Source organism: Methylacidiphilum caldifontis (assembly GCF_017310505.1).
Classification (GTDB): domain Bacteria; phylum Verrucomicrobiota; class Verrucomicrobiia; order Methylacidiphilales; family Methylacidiphilaceae; genus Methylacidiphilum; species Methylacidiphilum caldifontis.
In genome coordinates this window covers 1,282,170-1,297,752 of record NZ_CP065957.1, presented here as the reverse complement: position 1 = coordinate 1,297,752, position 15,583 = coordinate 1,282,170, and the positions used below count along the sequence as shown (strand labels likewise).

Annotated in this window: 14 protein-coding genes; 9 read left to right on the top strand and 5 right to left on the bottom strand. The window is 41.6% G+C overall.

Features of this window, described 5'->3' with window-relative positions; genetic code table 11:
- Positions 1-2: 2 nt before the first annotated feature.
- On the bottom strand, positions 3-1,142 hold the full coding sequence (locus IT6_RS06040) for a 4Fe-4S dicluster domain-containing protein (RefSeq protein ID WP_166792852.1): 1,140 nt from the start codon (positions 1,140-1,142) through the stop codon (positions 3-5).
- Positions 1,143-1,281: 139 nt separating this feature from the next.
- On the opposite strand from IT6_RS06040, the gene nifJ reads away from it, so the two are divergent.
- Genes nifJ through IT6_RS06020 form a run of 4 tightly spaced genes read left to right on the top strand, consistent with a single transcriptional unit; the run spans position 1,282 to position 7,884 of the window.
- Positions 1,282-4,830 carry a pyruvate:ferredoxin (flavodoxin) oxidoreductase gene (gene nifJ / locus IT6_RS06035; protein ID WP_206825588.1) on the top strand — a complete coding sequence of 1,183 codons (3,549 nt, stop codon included), beginning with the start codon at positions 1,282-1,284 and terminating at the stop codon, positions 4,828-4,830.
- A 12-nt stretch (positions 4,831-4,842) separates the two neighbouring features.
- Positions 4,843-5,877, top strand: a complete 1,035-nt coding sequence (locus IT6_RS06030; RefSeq protein WP_134440021.1) for a dihydroorotate dehydrogenase-like protein — start codon at positions 4,843-4,845, stop codon at positions 5,875-5,877.
- 18 nt (positions 5,878-5,895) lie between these two features.
- The gene (locus tag IT6_RS06025; RefSeq protein WP_134440019.1) at positions 5,896-7,029 is read left to right on the top strand and encodes a 4Fe-4S dicluster domain-containing protein; all 1,134 of its coding nucleotides are present in this window, start codon (positions 5,896-5,898) and stop codon (positions 7,027-7,029) included.
- A complete protein-coding gene (locus IT6_RS06020; protein WP_206825587.1) occupies positions 7,030-7,884 on the top strand; it encodes an FAD/NAD(P)-binding protein in 855 nt (284 codons plus the stop codon).
- Between the two features lie 133 nt (positions 7,885-8,017).
- Here the strand turns inward: IT6_RS06020 and IT6_RS06015 are convergent, their stop codons facing one another.
- The 3 genes from IT6_RS06015 to IT6_RS06005 are packed head-to-tail and all read right to left on the bottom strand — an operon-like array spanning position 8,018 to position 10,335.
- Positions 8,018-9,175 (bottom strand): VIT1/CCC1 transporter family protein, encoded by a 1,158-nt coding sequence (locus tag IT6_RS06015; RefSeq protein WP_206825586.1) that lies wholly within the window; start codon positions 9,173-9,175, stop codon positions 8,018-8,020.
- A 49-nt stretch (positions 9,176-9,224) separates the two neighbouring features.
- On the bottom strand, positions 9,225-9,725 hold the full coding sequence (locus IT6_RS06010; protein WP_206825584.1) for a hypothetical protein: 501 nt from the start codon (positions 9,723-9,725) through the stop codon (positions 9,225-9,227).
- Positions 9,613-10,335 (bottom strand): hypothetical protein, encoded by a 723-nt coding sequence (locus tag IT6_RS06005; RefSeq protein WP_242524116.1) that lies wholly within the window; start codon positions 10,333-10,335, stop codon positions 9,613-9,615. The genes IT6_RS06010 and IT6_RS06005 overlap by 113 nt, the downstream gene beginning before the upstream one ends.
- A gap of 268 nt (positions 10,336-10,603) precedes the next feature.
- Between IT6_RS06005 and hisB the strand changes: the two genes are divergently transcribed.
- Positions 10,604-11,224, top strand: a complete 621-nt coding sequence (gene hisB / locus IT6_RS06000) for an imidazoleglycerol-phosphate dehydratase HisB (RefSeq protein WP_242524115.1) — start codon at positions 10,604-10,606, stop codon at positions 11,222-11,224.
- 32 nt (positions 11,225-11,256) lie between these two features.
- Positions 11,257-12,168: a dihydropteroate synthase gene (locus IT6_RS05995; protein WP_206825582.1), complete on the top strand. Its 912-nt coding sequence runs from the start codon at positions 11,257-11,259 to the stop codon at positions 12,166-12,168.
- 223 nt (positions 12,169-12,391) lie between these two features.
- Here IT6_RS05995 and ilvB read toward each other — a convergent pair whose 3' ends face one another.
- Positions 12,392-14,161 (bottom strand): biosynthetic-type acetolactate synthase large subunit, encoded by a 1,770-nt coding sequence (gene ilvB / locus IT6_RS05990; RefSeq protein ID WP_206825580.1) that lies wholly within the window; start codon positions 14,159-14,161, stop codon positions 12,392-12,394.
- Positions 14,162-14,298: 137 nt separating this feature from the next.
- Here ilvB and IT6_RS05985 point away from each other — a divergent pair, with 137 nt between their 5' ends.
- The 3 genes from IT6_RS05985 (at position 14,299) to rpsI (ending at position 15,580) form a co-directional block, all read left to right on the top strand.
- On the top strand, positions 14,299-14,646 hold the full coding sequence (locus tag IT6_RS05985; protein WP_206825578.1) for a phenylpyruvate tautomerase MIF-related protein: 348 nt from the start codon (positions 14,299-14,301) through the stop codon (positions 14,644-14,646).
- Positions 14,647-14,736: 90 nt separating this feature from the next.
- Positions 14,737-15,168 (top strand): 50S ribosomal protein L13, encoded by a 432-nt coding sequence (gene rplM, locus IT6_RS05980; protein WP_206825576.1) that lies wholly within the window; start codon positions 14,737-14,739, stop codon positions 15,166-15,168.
- A 1-nt stretch (position 15,169) separates the two neighbouring features.
- Complete coding sequence (gene rpsI / locus IT6_RS05975; protein WP_242524114.1) at positions 15,170-15,580, top strand: 30S ribosomal protein S9; 411 nt, start codon at positions 15,170-15,172, stop codon at positions 15,578-15,580.
- Positions 15,581-15,583 lie beyond the last annotated feature (3 nt).

The following is a 15,583-nucleotide window of genomic DNA, read 5'->3' as shown; positions in this document are numbered from 1 at the left end:
TCTTAAGATAGCTTTTCTATGGGAGATGTTTTTCGAATAATAGCGGCTTCCTCTGTGATATCGATTCCAACAGGACACCAGGTTATGCAACGGCCACAACCCACACATCCTGAAGTCCCGAATTGATCAATCCATGAGGCCAGTTTGTGAGTCATCCATTGTCTGTATCGGGCAAGAACTGTTTTTCTTGTGCTTCCCGAGGGGGTATGAGTAAATTCCAGGCTAAAACAGGAATCCCATACCATCCATCTTTCTACTTCGTTTGCTTTTCGAGGGATATCGATCAGGGTTGAACAAAAACAGGTGGGGCAAACAAACGTGCAGTTAGCACAAGAAAGGCAGCGGAGAGCGGTTTGTTCCCACCGGGGATGATTCAGGTTGTTGTAGAGAAGTTCTTTGATGCCATGGGTATCCAGTTGTCGAGTGATTTTCTGCTCAGCTTCTTTTAAGGTTTGTTGTTCTTTGTTGAGTTCTTCTTCTGAAACATTTTCTTTTTGAATCAGCGATAAGAGTTCTTCACCGCAAGCGGTTCCTGGCTCAATAACATAATAGGGGGCTTTATTTGATTCGACAATTTCTGTGAGTAGGAGATCATAGCCTTTTTTGGCTTTTGGACCTGTCCCCATGGATGAACAGAAACAGGTAGCGGAGGGATGTGTACAATTTACGGCCAGGATAAAAAGGTGCTGTGATCGAACCTTGTAGCCTGAGTGAATGTAGGGTCCTTCCTGGAATACTCGATTTTGAATGGATAGGGCATGGAGATCACAAGATCTTACCCCGATAAAAGCAAGAGGAGTAGATTGAAACATGGGTGGCTCAATTGATGGCGCTTCGTTGTTGTTCAAAGGGCTACGGAAGCTAAAAATTTTTTCTTGAGCTAAGAATAGAAACTGTTTCCAGCTATGAGGAGAAGAGGCAAATCCAAAAAGAGTTGGATAAGGGTTTTTTTTTAGTTTGTATTTACCCGCCTCCTGTTCATCTCCGATACCTATGGGAAAGTCATCTAAACTGTCAATTTCATCATACACGATAGCGTTTCTTGACACTTTTGGTCCAATGGTCTTGAAACCTTCAGCTTTGAGATGATCAATGAGGGATTGAAGAGCATTTTTTGAAATTTTGAACTTTTTTGAGTTCATCACGAATTCGAAAACAAAATATATAGGAAAGACCTATATAATAAAAACAGAAAAGCTCTATGCGTGTTACTTAAAATAGGGCTAGGTCCTAGAATTCTTTACAGTTTAAAGTTCTGCAGGAAAAAGATAAAATAAAAAAGTGGCAAACATTTCTTTAAAAACAGTGGATGCCAACGAGGCAGTAGCCCAGGTAGCCTATCTACTGAGTGAAGTCATAGCTCTTTATCCCATCACACCCGCATCACCCATGGGAGAATGGGTTGATAAATGGAGAACAGAAAAAAAAACGAACCTTTGGGGTTTACTTCCACAAGTTGTTGAAATGCAAAGTGAAGGAGGGGTTGCGGGCGCGATCCATGGTGCTCTTTTATCGGGAAGCCTGGCGACAACATTCACCGCTTCACAAGGGCTATTGCTTATGCTTCCCAATATGTTTAAGATAGCGGGCGAGCTTTTGCCCGCTGTTTTCCATGTTGCCTCAAGAACGGTAGCTACTCATGCCTTATCCATTTTCGGAGACCATAGTGATGTCATGGCGGCGAGGTCAACTGGATTTGCTCTTTTGAACTCCCAGTCAGTCCAGGAAGCTGCTGACATTGCTGTTGTCGCCCATCTATCGGCTTTGGAGTCTTCGCTTCCTTTTCTTCATTTTTTTGATGGTTTTCGAACCAGTCACGAAATCAACACGGTCGAATTGGTGGATGAGACCTTGCTTAAAGAGTTAGTGTCTTTAGAGCCAATCATGAGATTTAGACAAAGAGCGCTTAATCCTGAAAAACCCTTACTCTATGGAAGTTCTCAAAATCCCGATACCTTTTTTCAAGCCCGGGAAAGGATTAATCCTTACTATTCGGCTTGTCCTGGAATTGTCCAAACCGTCATGGATAGATTTGGGAAACTGACTGGCCGATACTATGAGATTTATGAATATCATGGAGACCCGCAAGCGACCTTGGTTGTTGTCGTCATGGGGTCAGCGGCTGAAACTGTTTGTTCAGTTGTGGATGATCTTAACAAAAAAGGTTGGAAGACAGGAGTGGTTAAAGTCAGGTTATTTGGTCCTTTTGATCAACATCGATTTTTAAGTTCTTTTCCTCCAACTACTCGCTCAATCGCTGTACTGGACCGATGCAAGGAACCAACAGCGGCGGGAGAACCCCTTCTTCTCCAAGTTTCTTCGGCTATATTGAACAATGCATTAAAGAAAGATTTTCCTTTTCAAAATATACCTCGTGTAATCGGGGGAAGGTATGGGTTGTCTTCCAAAGAATTTAGCCCAGCTATGGCCAAAGCGGTGTTCGATCATTTGTCTAAAGAGGAGGGATGGAGTGATTTTACGGTAGGGATAGTCGATGACGTCAGCGATAGAAGCATACCTGTAGATGAATCCTATTCGCTAGAAAAACAGTATAGGTATGAAGCGGTATTTTACGGGTTAGGTTCGGATGGAACGGTAAGTGCAAATAAAAATACGGTTAAAATAGTGGGTGAAGAAGGCAAGCTTTTTGCCCAAGGCTATTTTGTTTATGATTCTAAAAAATCGGGTTCATTGACGATCTCTCACTTGCGTTTCGATACTCAACCCATTGCTGCTCCATACTTGGTGGAAAAACCCCATTTTGTAGGCTGCCATCAATTTGAGTTTATTTTTAAATACGATGTGTTGAAAGGGATTCAAAAGGAAGGGATTCTACTTCTCAATAGTCCTTTTGGAGCTGAACAAACATGGAGTAAGCTTCCTGAAGCGGTCCAGAAAAAAATAAAAGATAAAAAGATCCGTTTTTTTATTATTGATGCTTATAAAATTGCGAAGGAATCGGGCTTGGGCAGTCGGATAAATACGATTATGCAGGTTTCGTTTTTTGAGCTGTCCAAACTCATTGCTATCGAAGATGCACTGACCTTTATTAAAAAGCATATTCGAAGTAGTTATGGGTACCGGGGTGAGGAAGTAATCAATCGAAATTATGAAGCTTTAGAAAAAGCCCGAACCGCCCTTTTTGAAATTGACTATGAACAAAAACCCTTTAGTTCAATTCCTCAGTTTTCCCTCATTCCCAAAGAGGCTCCTCGATATGTAAAAGAAGTAATAGGAAAAATGATCGCTTTAGAAGGGGATAAGCTGCCCGTGAGCTGTTTTTCTCCTTATGGAGATTTCCCCACGGCGACATCCCAGTGGGAAAAACGCAACATTTCTATTGAAGTCCCTTTATGGGAGCCTTCGATCTGTATTCAGTGTGGCAAATGTGTTATTGCTTGCCCTCATAGCGTCATTCGGGCAAAGGTATATGAACCCAGCTATTTAGAAAAAGCACCAAGTGGTTTTTTGAAAGCTCAGCCGAGATATCCTGAATGGGAAGGTTTATTGTATTCAATCGCCGTATCGGAGGCTGATTGTACGGGTTGTCAAATCTGTGTAGATGTTTGTCCAGCCTTCGATAAATACCAGCCTGCAAAGAAGGCCCTTAACATGACTGTGCGCAAGGACCTTTTTGATGAATCAAGAATGGAACATTTTGCGTTTTTCGAGTCACTTCCAGATGTAGAGAAAGACAAAATCGATTGCCAATCGTTAAGGGACGTTGCCCTCTTGCGTCCTCTCTTTGAATATCCTGGAGCTTGTGCTGGGTGTGGTGAATCTCCTTACTTGAAGTTACTTAGCCAACTTTTTGGAGATAGAATGCTTATCGCCAATGCAACTGGCTGTTCCTCGATTTATGGAGGTAATTTGCCAACAACTCCATGGGCTAAAGACAAGGAAGGCAGGGGCCCAGCTTGGGCCAATTCCTTGTTTGAAGACAATGCAGAGTTTGGCCTTGGACTTTATCTTGGGGTTGATCAACTCCGAAACTTGACTCAGAAACGGCTATTGGATTTGACTAAAAAGGGAGTTATAGAAAATGGTCTTGTTCAAGATTTAATTGAAGCTGAAGAAAAAAGCCCAAAGGAATATTCCGACCAAAGAAAACGGATAAAACTTCTCCAAGAAAAACTTAAAACGTTGGAGCAGCCTGAAGCCTATGAGCTTTTAAAGCTTTCTGGTTATCTTTCAAGAAAAAGCGTGTGGATTATAGGAGGAGATGGCTGGGCTTATGACATAGGCCTAGGGGGACTTATCCATGTCTTAGCGCTTAACTACAAGGTCAACGTTTTGGTCTTGGATACCGAAGTTTATTCTAATACAGGGGGGCAAGCCTCAAAAGCCACACCTCGAGGTGCAGTAGCCAAATTTGCAGCTTCAGGAAAAACAACGCCTAAAATGGATTTAGCCCTCATGGCCATTTCCCTGGGCAATGTTTATGTGGCATCTGTGGCAGTTGGAGCGGATGAAGAACACACGATCAATGCTTTCTTGGAGGCCGATGCTTTCGAAGGGCCTAGTCTTATCCTTGCCTATGCGCATTGCATCGCTCATGGTATTGACATGGCAAAGGCGATGCATCACCAGAAATCCGTTGTAGCTTCGGGCAGATGGCCGATATTTCGTTACAATCCCAAGGGATATGCTGACGGCAAACATCTGAAGCTTGATTGGACAAGGCTGATAGAAGGTTTTGAGAAAACTGAACTAAGCGAGAATAGGTTTAGAATGCTTTTTTTAAGTGATCCCGAACGTGCTGAGGACCTGCTTGCCTTGGCTCTTGCTGATTGTCGGAACCGTTTCGAATATTACAAAAAAATGAATTAAGATTAAGGATATATGAGTGTCAGCTTAGAAACAACCTATTTAGGCTTGAAACTTTCTTCTCCACTTATTCCTTCGGCCTCTCCCTTAAGCAAATCACTTGATACTGTAAAAGTTCTGGAAGAAATGGGAGCGGGAGCCATTGTTCTTTATTCTCTTTTTGAAGAGGATATTGAAAAAGAAACATCGAGCCTGGAGCAATCGTTAACGGTGGGAGCTGAGTCTTTTGCCGAAGCTCTTAGCTATGTTCCTGATGTCCCAACTTTACGGATAGGTCCAGATTATTATCTTGATCATTTAATGAGGGTAAAGCAATCGGTGGGGATCCCGGTGATTGCCAGTTTAAACGCGCAGAACCCTGGCCAATGGATAAAGTTTGCAAAACTAATCGAAGAAGCAGGAGCTGACGGCTTGGAACTTAATCTCTATTCCATCCCCACGATAGCTAGCCTTTCTTCACAGGAGCTGGAAAAGAAATACTTGGAAGTTATCAAGGCTTGTCGGCAGGCTGTAAAAATCCCCATTGCGGTCAAATTAAGTCCTTTCTTTACCAACTTTTTCTCTTTTTCCAGTCTTGTAGAACAAACAGAAGTCAACGGGCTTGTTCTGTTTAATCGTTTTTTTCAGCCTGATATTGATTTGGAAAATATGAATGTTGAACCGAGGATTACTTTAAGTACAGAAAATGAATTGCTTTTAAGAATTACCTGGATAGGCATACTCTTTAACCGGTTAAAGCTTGATCTATCTGCAACAGGAGGAGTATTGACGGCAACAGATGCCTTGAAAGCCATTCTTTCGGGAGCCACTACTGTTCAACTCTGTTCTGCTCTTCTCTATCATGGTGTGGAGTATTTGAAAACGATCAGAAACGGGATGGTCGAATGGATGGAAAAGAAAGGCTATTATTCGGTCAGTTCGATCCGAGGGTTATTAAGTCAGAAAAATTGTCCTGATCCATCGAGCTATGAAAGAGCTCAGTATGTTTATGCCCTTTCGGTTTATCCAACCCCTTCTCTTTCTGGTTTAGAAAAAAAAGAAAGAGGATAAGTTCCATAGAAAAAGACAATGACAGCTAGCCAATTTTTAGAGAAAAAGAAGATTTTACAACGAGCTGATTTTTCACAACTTATCGAGGCGATAAGGACTAAGGGCTACACCCTTATAGGGCCGGTTTTAACTGAAACGGCGATTAGTTTTGGGGAAATTCATGAAGAAACCGATCTTCCCATAGGATGGATGGATATCCAGGAGCCGGCTAAATTTCAGCTTAAACGACGTGAAGATGAGGCTCTTTTTGGATACAACGTTGGTTTTCAGAGCATAAAAAAATACCTTTTTCCTCCAAGACAGAGGTTATTTAGCGTTGAAAAAAAACAGGGAGCTCTTTTTTTTATTCCCGAAGAAACCCCCAAAGAGAAATACGCTTTTCTAGGTGTCAGATCTTGTGATCTCCATGCTGTGTTCGTTCAAGATAAGATCTTTTGCAAGGGCTCATCTTACGATCCGTTGTATGCAAAGAGGAGGCAAGAAGCTCTCATTATTGTTGTTCAGTGTGGCCAGGCATCTGGATGTTGTTTTTGTCGATCTATGGGCACTGGGCCTAAGGCCCAAGAAGGCTTTGATTTAGCTTTAACCGAATGCATTGACAGGGAAAACCATTTTTTCCTCGTCGAGATAGGCAGTCAGAGAGGGGAGGAAATAGCAACTCTTTTGCCGCTAAGGGAGGTAACCGAAGAAGATCTTAGGCTAGCTCAAAGCCATATACAGAATGCGCTAAATCAGATGAGAAAAAAGGTCAATACCGAATCTATCAAGGATCTATTTTATAATAACTGGGAACATCCTCGCTGGGATGATGTAGCTGAGCGTTGTATTGGCTGTTCGACTTGCACGATGGTTTGTCCAACCTGTTTTTGCTGGACCGTAGAAGATTCTTCTTTTGTAGAAGGCCTTAAAGCTGAAAGATGGAGAAGATGGGATTTTTGTTATACGATGGAATTTAGCCATTTGCCAACGGGCAGCGTGCGCTCAACATTGAAATCGAGGTATAGACAATGGCTAAGTCATAAATTTGGGAGCTGGATCGATCAATTTGGTACTTCAGGATGCGTTGGTTGTGGCCGTTGCATAACCTGGTGCCCGGTGGGAATCGATGTTACTGAAGAGCTGGCTGCACTGAGGGAAAAACCTGATCTTTAAATGAAAACAAATTCACTTTTTAACCCTTCTGCTCAGTTTCTTCTGCCCATTCCTTTCCAGATTAAAAAGAAGAAGGTCGAATATCCGCGGGTTGTTAGTCTATGGCTTTCTCCTTTGGGAAACGGTGAACTGTCTTTTAAACCTGGACAATTCTTGATGGTCTATGTTTTTGGTGTGGGTGAAGTCGCTCTATCGATCGCTGAAAAGGATGAGACCGAAGAAAGTTATGTATTAACCATCCGTTCCGTGGGTACTGTGACTCGAGCCCTTGAGCATTGCAAGCAAGGGGATATAGTAGGCATACGAGGTCCTTTTGGTAAGGGTTGGCCCTTAGAAGAGGCGGTTTCGAAAGATATCCTTCTTGTTGCAGGTGGAATTGGCCTTCCACCTCTTTGGTCAACGTTACCTTTTATTTTCAAGGATCGCTCAAACTATGGCGAAGTCTTTCTTTTGTATGGGGCTAGGTCTCCTCACGATATTCTTTATAAGGAAAGCTGGGAGTCTCTTTCCAAGCAGAAAGAATTAGTGCTTAAAATATCTGTAGAGTTGGCCACGAGTAGAAATTGGAATGGCTCGATTGGTAATGTGATTAGTCTTGTTGACTCCTTGAGGTTTAATCCCCAATCGGTTGTTGCTTTTGTTTGTGGACCGGAGCCTATGATGCGATTTTGTGCCTATGCACTCCTGAAGCGTGGGGTTGCCAAAGAAAGCATTTATTTTTCCATGGAAAGAAATATGCGCTGTGCCATTGGTTCTTGTGGCCATTGTCAATTTGGACCCCTTTTTTTGTGCAAAAATGGTCCTGTTTTTTCTTATAAAACCATAGAACCTTTTTTAAACATTCCTGAAATTTAGTCGTGGGATTGGAAGCAACAATCCCTCGATTTAAATGATGGGTTTGGAGGTTATGAACCATCCGGTGAGATAGGCATGTCTATAAGCTAAAATGCATCGTGAATACCGAAACCTAAGCAAGGGGGGCTTGAAATCAAGCGGGAAGGCGAAAAAGAAGGCCAAGGGAATAGGTTACAACCGCCTCGATAATCCCGACTACGGTCATTTCCAGGCCGCTGTATAACCAGCTTCGTGTCGTGATTAGGGTTTTTGCTGCTCCGACGAGAAAATGTGCAATTAAGCTTATGAAAAATGAAAGGGTTATAGCCCAAACTCCAGAGAGGAAAAAAAAGGGAATTAAAGGAATAAAAGCACCGAGGGCTGTAGAAAGAGAAGCCGATAAACAAGCATTCCAAGGCCTAGGAAAAGAAGCCTGGGATAGGCCAAGCTCTGAACTGACCATTGCAGACAAAAAGTGTTCGGGTTTTTGATATAATTTTTCAGCGATCCATTTTGCTTCCTCTTCGTTAAATCCCTGCAATTGGTAGAAAAGGGCCATTTCTTCAATTTCTTCCTGGGGATTTTCTTCTATTTCCCTCTTTTCTTTGGATATTTCTGCCTCGTAAACTTCTTTTTGACTCTTAGCCGCAAGATAAGCTCCTGCACCCATGGATAGGGCCGAAGCGATCATTCCGGCAAGCCCAGAGATAACAATGTAATGCGTTTGGTTTTCCGTGGCTCCTGCTACACCCGAAACTATCCCAAAAACAGCCCCCAACCCATCATTGATTCCATAGATGGAATCGGTAATCCAGTTCCCTCCTCGGCCATGCCATTTTTCACGAGATAAAATTCTTTCAGTAATATTTTCTGAAAAGGGTTTTTCTCTGGATAAATTATGAAGGATAGCCGCGTGGTTTTTTTCTTCTCTGGCGAACTCGTCAAGAATTTTTACAATTCCCGCTGAATCCTTGAACTTTTCTTTTTGCTGCAAGTATTTGAGTTTATCTTGTTCTTCTGCATTCTCCATCCTCTGGATAACATTCTTGAAACCTAAATTTTGATTTATCCATTTCTCCAGGCTTCTTTTGAATCGAGAACTTTTTTCTACGCAGCTTTCACCCAAGGCATTTAATTCTTTTTCCCATCTTAAGGCATGTTTTTCTTCTGTTTCAGCCAGTTTAATCAGAATTTCTTTTTTATATGGATTTTTTTCTATTTCCGCAAGGTCACGGTAAGCTCTGGCCGTTTTCTTTTCGTTGAGCCAGTTTTGCTTGAGTATCTGGACAAAAGAGTTGGATTGGGGTTTCATATGGGAGAAAAGGCAACTTGAGCTTTTTTTTAGAAATATTCAGCTATTTTTAGTTGTGGATCAACTCCAACTTCAGGTAAGCTTCTTTCTGGATATCAGTCATGGCTGAAGGCGGATCGAACCACATTCTTCCCCAATTTCTATCTATGAATATTTTTTTTTCATGTTCAGCAAAAATCAGGGCGATAGTGAGTTTCTCGGATTGAGAAAGCTCTGATAGCGGAATTTTATAGGGAAGGTCGTTAAGATATAAAAAACGGCCGCTATTCGATGTAATTTCAAAAACCAGGATGCCATGGCTGGCTTCCGTCGCTTCGTCAATTTCTACAATGCGTTTTGAAGGATCATCCTCGACTTTTTTCTCCCCAATAAGATCATAAGAAAGATTTTCCTTGAATATGCTCGTTATTTCTTTCTGAGCATTTTGCGGAAGACTTTCAAGGTACTTGGCCAGTCGTGGGGTTAAATTGGGAAGAAGAAGGGAGGGCTCTATTCCATAAACTGAGGAAAGGAGACAAACCAGGCATAGAAGACATAGGCTTTTTTTCATATTCCATTGGATTTTGTTGAGAAAAAGTTTTACGGACTCGAAAATAAAAAACATCAAGTTTAAGATCTTTTTCAAAATATTCTCTCCACCTGGAAAGTGTCCAGTTTTTTAGAAATAAACAACTGTCAAGCGAATTTGAATAGATGCTGAAATCCGGTTTTTCTGAAATCTTTTCACCAATAATACCAACATGCCCTTGGATATATCGAGAGGAGGGAGAAATGATGATATCCCCAGCCATCAGCTCTGAAGGCCTTTTTATAGGCAAGGCATTGGTTTTAAGCCACTGGTAGAAATCCGATAAATAGACGATTTTTAAAGGCGACTCCAAAGCTTGACCTATTATCCTGCTCACAACAGCTGAGCTTGAATACAGGCCCCCTCCAGGCAGGCTTCCCGTATCCATGCCCACGGAGTTTAAGGTGATCAGGTAGATTCTAGAACTAAGCGTTTCATTTTTCCTTTTTGTCTGGTCATAACGAGAAAGAAACTCATTGGAGGAGGGAAGAACCTTTTGACTATAGAGACCTTTGGTAAAAAGAATGGGGAGAAAAAAAATCATGAAAAACAAGAGTAAAAAAGAAATAAAGCTGAACCTTTTTGTTTCCATATCAAAGGATTAAAATCAATTAAAAAAAGAAGAAATAAAAAAGTTTTATCTCTAAAGATTCATTATAAATACAAATAGGGTTATCTTTAAAACAATAAAATATCCCACTCTTCATTGACTGCTATCTAGGAATATGGTAACAAACGATGAAGCGGCTCTGAAATGACAAGCCTTGATGGATAGCTGTAGGTTTAAATAGCCTGTTTCCATCAATCTTAAAATCAACTGTTGAACTCAGGGATATGCTCTTAGTTAAAAGGAATAAGATATGGGACAAATCAATACCTTAAGGACATCTTCAATACAAAGGAAAACGAAAGAAACAGCCATTTCCCTTGAGATTACCCTCGATGGAACAGGGAAGAGCGACATCAAAACAGGCATTGGTTTTTTAGATCATATGCTTGAGCTTTTTTCATTCCATGGTTCCTTTGACTTGACTCTTCGGTGTGAGGGGGACCTGCACGTGGATTTTCATCACACGGTAGAGGATTGTGGAATAGTCCTAGGGGAGGCGTTTAATAAATCCCTAGGTGACAAAAAAGGAATAAAACGCTATGGCTTTTGTATGTTACCTATGGATGAAACGCTTGTTTATTCAGCTGTAGACATCATTGGAAGACCTTTCCTTTGTTTTCGAGTCCCCGAAAGCATGCCCCTTGTTTTACTTCGTGCAGGGGATTTCCCAGCACAACTTCTAGAAGAATTTTTAAGGGCTTTTGTGACCCATGGAAAACTTTGCCTCCATATGCATGTTTTGGAGAGTAAAGAGGTTCATCATTTAATTGAAGGGAGTTTCAAAGCTTTGGCAAGAACATTGAAAATGGCGATTGGCTGTGATTCGACAACTCTGGGTTCCGTACCGAGCACAAAAGGAATCATAGGCTAATAAACTGTTTATTGGTCTTTTTTTTAATTGTTATGCTCTCACTCTCTTATCTTTCGGATCTGTATTTGAGGTATATCGATGATTATTCCAAAGAGGTTTGCAAGTTTGAACTTCGCGGAAGACAGTTCCCTTCGTCAAATAGGCCTGATCTAATGGGGGTTGTTAATCTCTCAGCTGAATCATGGTACAGGGAAAGCGTTGCATTGGATGTGGAGGCGGCGATTCGGAAGGCCAAAATTTTATATGCTTCCGGAGCTGATCTTGTCGATATTGGGGCTGAGTCTTCCTTGTCTTATGCTTCTCGGGTTGATGAACAAGAACAGCTAAAACTTGTTATCCCCATTGTTAAGGAGTTAAGTCGGTCAGCAAAGATTATTTCGGTTGAAACCTATCACCTGGAAGTAGCCAAAGCCTGTTTTAAGAATGGGGCATCGATCTTAAACCTCACTAAAGGTAATCAGGGAAAAGATTTTTTTAGGGTTGTTGCTGATCATGATGGAGCTGTAATCATCAACTTCGTAAGCGGTAAAAATGTTAGAGAGGTCGAGCCGATCCCTTTACCTGAGGATCCGCTCACTCTTCTTTTCCCTTATTTTGAAAAGCGGCTTGAAGAGGCTTTATCCTGTGGTGTAACCAAAATCTGGCTGGATCCTGGTCTTGGGTTTTATTATCCTAATCTTCTTGATGGCCCGACCCGGATCCAAAGACAAATGGAGATCTTTCTTCACACTTTTCGGCTTAGAAAGCTTGGCTGGCCCATATGCCATGCTTTGCCTCATGCCTTCGAATGTTTCCAAGATGAAGTCAGGACAGCTGAGCCTTTCTTTGCTGTCCTTGCCCTGTTAGGGAAGACGGATCTGCTGCGAACCCATGAAATAAACAAAGTACTGGGTGTGTTAAAGACTATGCAAATTTTCTCTAAGAATAAGCTTCCTAAGGATTGAACTAAACTCTATTTGATTTTTTTCTTTTTGGCTAGGCTGGCTTTGAGTCGCTACAGGGATCTTTGATCAAGTTTGCCCCATATTTAGTGCAGCCCTATGGACTAACAGTGCTGGGGTTATCCGGAAAACGGAACAGTGCAATGGAAGTGAGTTCTCTAAAGAAAACAAAGGACAGCAACATTCAGCCGGAGACCTATTCGAATAGAGAGCTTAAGCATTGCAGTTAGTCGTTATCGATGATGATATCTTTGACAGTCATTCCAGCTGGAATCATGGGTAGGACATGTTCGGTGTAGGGAACAATTACATCAAGAACATAGGGTTCGTCACTACTCAGCATTCTTTTCAAGGCGGGAACTAGTTCTTGAGGTTTGCTTATCCTTTCTGATTTTATCCCAAAACCTTTGCAAATTAGAGGAAAATCTGGATAAAGCGCATTTTTATTATGCGGCAGTCCAAGGAATGTATGGGCCCTGTTGCTATCGTAGAATCGATCTTCCCATTGCACAACCATTCCCAGATGTTGATTGTTTAATATTACGGCTTTGACGGGAATATTTTCTGTAACCGCCGTTGCCAGTTCCTGAATATTCATTAAAAAACTCCCATCACCATCTATGTCTATGACGGTTAGTTCCGGATGAGCAATTTTTGCTCCAAGAGCAGCAGGGTATCCAAACCCCATAGCGCCTAAGCCACCAGAAGTCAAAAACGTTCTGGGGTGGTGGAAGTTGTAAAATTGTCCTGCCCACATCTGATGTTGTCCCACCCCAGTAGTGATAATCGCTTCGCCTTGAGTCAACTTGTAGATTTCTTCGATAACCATTTGAGGAAGAATGAGATCGTCGATTTTTTTGTAACGGAAAGGAAATTTAAGTTTCCAAGCAAGTATTTCTTCATGCCATAAAGCATATCCAGGAGATTTCCACTCTTTTTCTTCGATCATCTTGTTCAACAAGCTTAATGCCTCCTTGACATCTCCTAAAATAGCCAAATCGACCCGTTTATTTTTGTTCAACTCCGAGTTATCGATGTCGATGTGAACAATTCGTGCTTTTTGAGCAAAAGCTTCAACTTTGCCCGTAACCCGGTCATCAAACCTCACTCCAAGGGCCAAAAGAAGGTCCGATTGGTCCACAGCAAAATTAGAATAAACTGAGCCGTGCATTCCTAACCATTTCAGGGAAAGATAATGATTTTCGGGGAAGGACCCAATCCCCATAAGGGTGGTGGTTACAGGAATGGAAGTTTTCTCGGCAAACTTGAACAGCTCAAGATGAGCTCCGCTGGAAATAATACCTCCACCAACATAAAGAACCGGTCTTTTAGCTTTCCCAATCCAATCAAGTACAGTTTCTAAGGCTGTAATATCAATGGGTGGAGGGCTTAATTTGGACTCCAGTCCCGTGGTATGAGGGAAAAAAGGCTTGAATAGGGATTGTTGCACATCTTTGGGAATGTCAATAACCACAGGCCCTGGCCTGCCCGATCTGGCTATTAAAAGAGCTTCTTTAATAATTTGAGGGATCTCTCGAGGATCGATAACCAGATAACTATGCTTGACGATGGGTAGGGTAATCCCAAAAACATCGGTTTCCTGGAAAGCCCCTTTGCCTATCATATCTTTTTTAACCTGTCCAGTAATCGCTACTAATGGGACCGAATCCATGTAAGCATCAGCAATCCCGGTTATAAGGTTTGTTGCTCCAGGCCCAGAAGTAGACATGCATACGCCCACTTTTCCCGTAGACCGTGCGTAGCCTTCAGCCATGAAAACTCCGCCTTGTTCATGGCGTGGCAGAACCGTTCTTAGGTTTTTAGCACGCGTAAGAGATTGGTGCATGGGCATACTGGCCCCTCCAGGATAAGCAAAAATTGTATCCACGCCCTCTTTTTCAAGGGTAGCGACAACGCAATCTGCTCCCGACATTTCTGGACCAACAGTGCCCTCTTTTGAGGTTGGCAGTTGGATGGAATAAGAACCGATAGGCATAAATAAAATATATCTAATATTTAAGAATTTCTTTTAAGTAGACCATCATTTACAAATTCTTTTTTACTTATCTTTATTATTGTGTTGAGTTAAAATGAATGATTGCAGTAAATTTTTCAACCTATTAGATTAACATCATGCCTTATTTATCCATTGAAACGAATATAAGCTTATCTGAAAATCAACAAAAAGATCTTATGGAGGCGGCTAGCCGTCTTATCGTGGATAAAATGAAAAAACCACAAGGTTACACGATGGTCAGTTATGGGGAGACAAAAAGAATTCTTTTTGCAGGAACTGAAGAAGCTGCTGCTTTTGTGCAGTTAAGAGCAATAAATCTGCCTGCGGATCAGTGTGGAGATCTATCCAAGGAAATCTGTGCTTTGCTTGAAAAATATTGTTGTATAAAGCCTGAACGAGTATTTATTAATTTTTCAGACATTCCAGCCAAGTTGTGGGGCTATAATAGGACAACATTTGGATAAAGAGTATTTTGGGGAAAAACGAATTTCCTTTACAAAAAGCTTTTTAATTCCTTGACATCTGTATTAAAACGAAACAAATTTTTTTCCTCAGTGAAAACGTATTTTCAAAAACCAGCAGAAGTCCAGCGACATTGGTATATCATTGATGCTAAGGATAAAATTGTAGGCAAAGTGGCTGAAAAAGCGGCTTGCTTGCTCAGAGGAAAGCATAAAGAAGTGTTTAGTCCCCATGTGGATACAGGAGACAATGTAATCATTATAAATGCTTCTAAAGCTGTTTTTAGTGGAAAAAAAGAGATCCAAAAACTCTATTCTTCTTATTCGGGCTACATTGGAGGACAAAAAACTTTTAACCCTCAGATAATTCGTCAGAAAAGACCCACTTTTATCATAGAACATGCCATAAGAGGAATGATTCCCCATAACCGGCTAGGTCGAAAAGTATATACCAAGCTTCATGTTTATGAAGGCAGTGAACATCCTCATGCTGCTCAAAAACCAACCCCTGTTCAACTAGATTGAGATGATGATGACAGTTATTACTCAAAATTCACTAATGCAAGCTACGGGAAGACGGAAAACGGCTACGGCAACCGTTGTTCTCAATCAAGGGAAGGGAGAGATCAAAATCAATGGAAAAGACCTGGAGTTTTACTTTCCTACCTTTGTTCATCGTTACGAAGTCTTGAAGCCCTTGGAAGTCATTGAAGCAACGAAGAAATTCGATATTGTTGGCAAAGCGAGGGGAGGCGGCCTGATGGGACAGGCGCAAGCCATGAAATTAGCTATAGCTCGTGCTTTAATAAAATATGATCCTTCTTACCGCAGCTTGTTGAAAAAAGAAGGGCTTTTGACCCGTGATCCCCGCATGAAGGAACGCAAGAAAACAGGCCGTCCTGGAGCTAGGAAAAGATTCCAGTTCTCCAAGCGTTAGGTT

Coding starts and splice junctions, on each gene's coding strand:
- IT6_RS06020 (WP_206825587.1), top strand. CDS start 7,030: ATGAAAACAAATTCACTTTTTAACCCTTCTGCTCAGTTTCTTCTGCCC.
- rpsI (WP_242524114.1), top strand. CDS start 15,170: ATGATGATGACAGTTATTACTCAAAATTCACTAATGCAAGCTACGGGA.
- IT6_RS06030 (WP_134440021.1), top strand. CDS start 4,843: ATGAGTGTCAGCTTAGAAACAACCTATTTAGGCTTGAAACTTTCTTCT.
- IT6_RS05985 (WP_206825578.1), top strand. CDS start 14,299: ATGCCTTATTTATCCATTGAAACGAATATAAGCTTATCTGAAAATCAA.
- IT6_RS06005 (WP_242524116.1), bottom strand. CDS start 10,335: ATGGAAACAAAAAGGTTCAGCTTTATTTCTTTTTTACTCTTGTTTTTC.
- ilvB (WP_206825580.1), bottom strand. CDS start 14,161: ATGCCTATCGGTTCTTATTCCATCCAACTGCCAACCTCAAAAGAGGGC.
- IT6_RS05995 (WP_206825582.1), top strand. CDS start 11,257: ATGCTCTCACTCTCTTATCTTTCGGATCTGTATTTGAGGTATATCGAT.
- IT6_RS06040 (WP_166792852.1), bottom strand. CDS start 1,142: ATGAACTCAAAAAAGTTCAAAATTTCAAAAAATGCTCTTCAATCCCTC.
- hisB (WP_242524115.1), top strand. CDS start 10,604: ATGGGACAAATCAATACCTTAAGGACATCTTCAATACAAAGGAAAACG.
- IT6_RS06010 (WP_206825584.1), bottom strand. CDS start 9,725: ATGAAAAAAAGCCTATGTCTTCTATGCCTGGTTTGTCTCCTTTCCTCA.
- IT6_RS06015 (WP_206825586.1), bottom strand. CDS start 9,175: ATGAAACCCCAATCCAACTCTTTTGTCCAGATACTCAAGCAAAACTGG.
- IT6_RS06025 (WP_134440019.1), top strand. CDS start 5,896: ATGACAGCTAGCCAATTTTTAGAGAAAAAGAAGATTTTACAACGAGCT.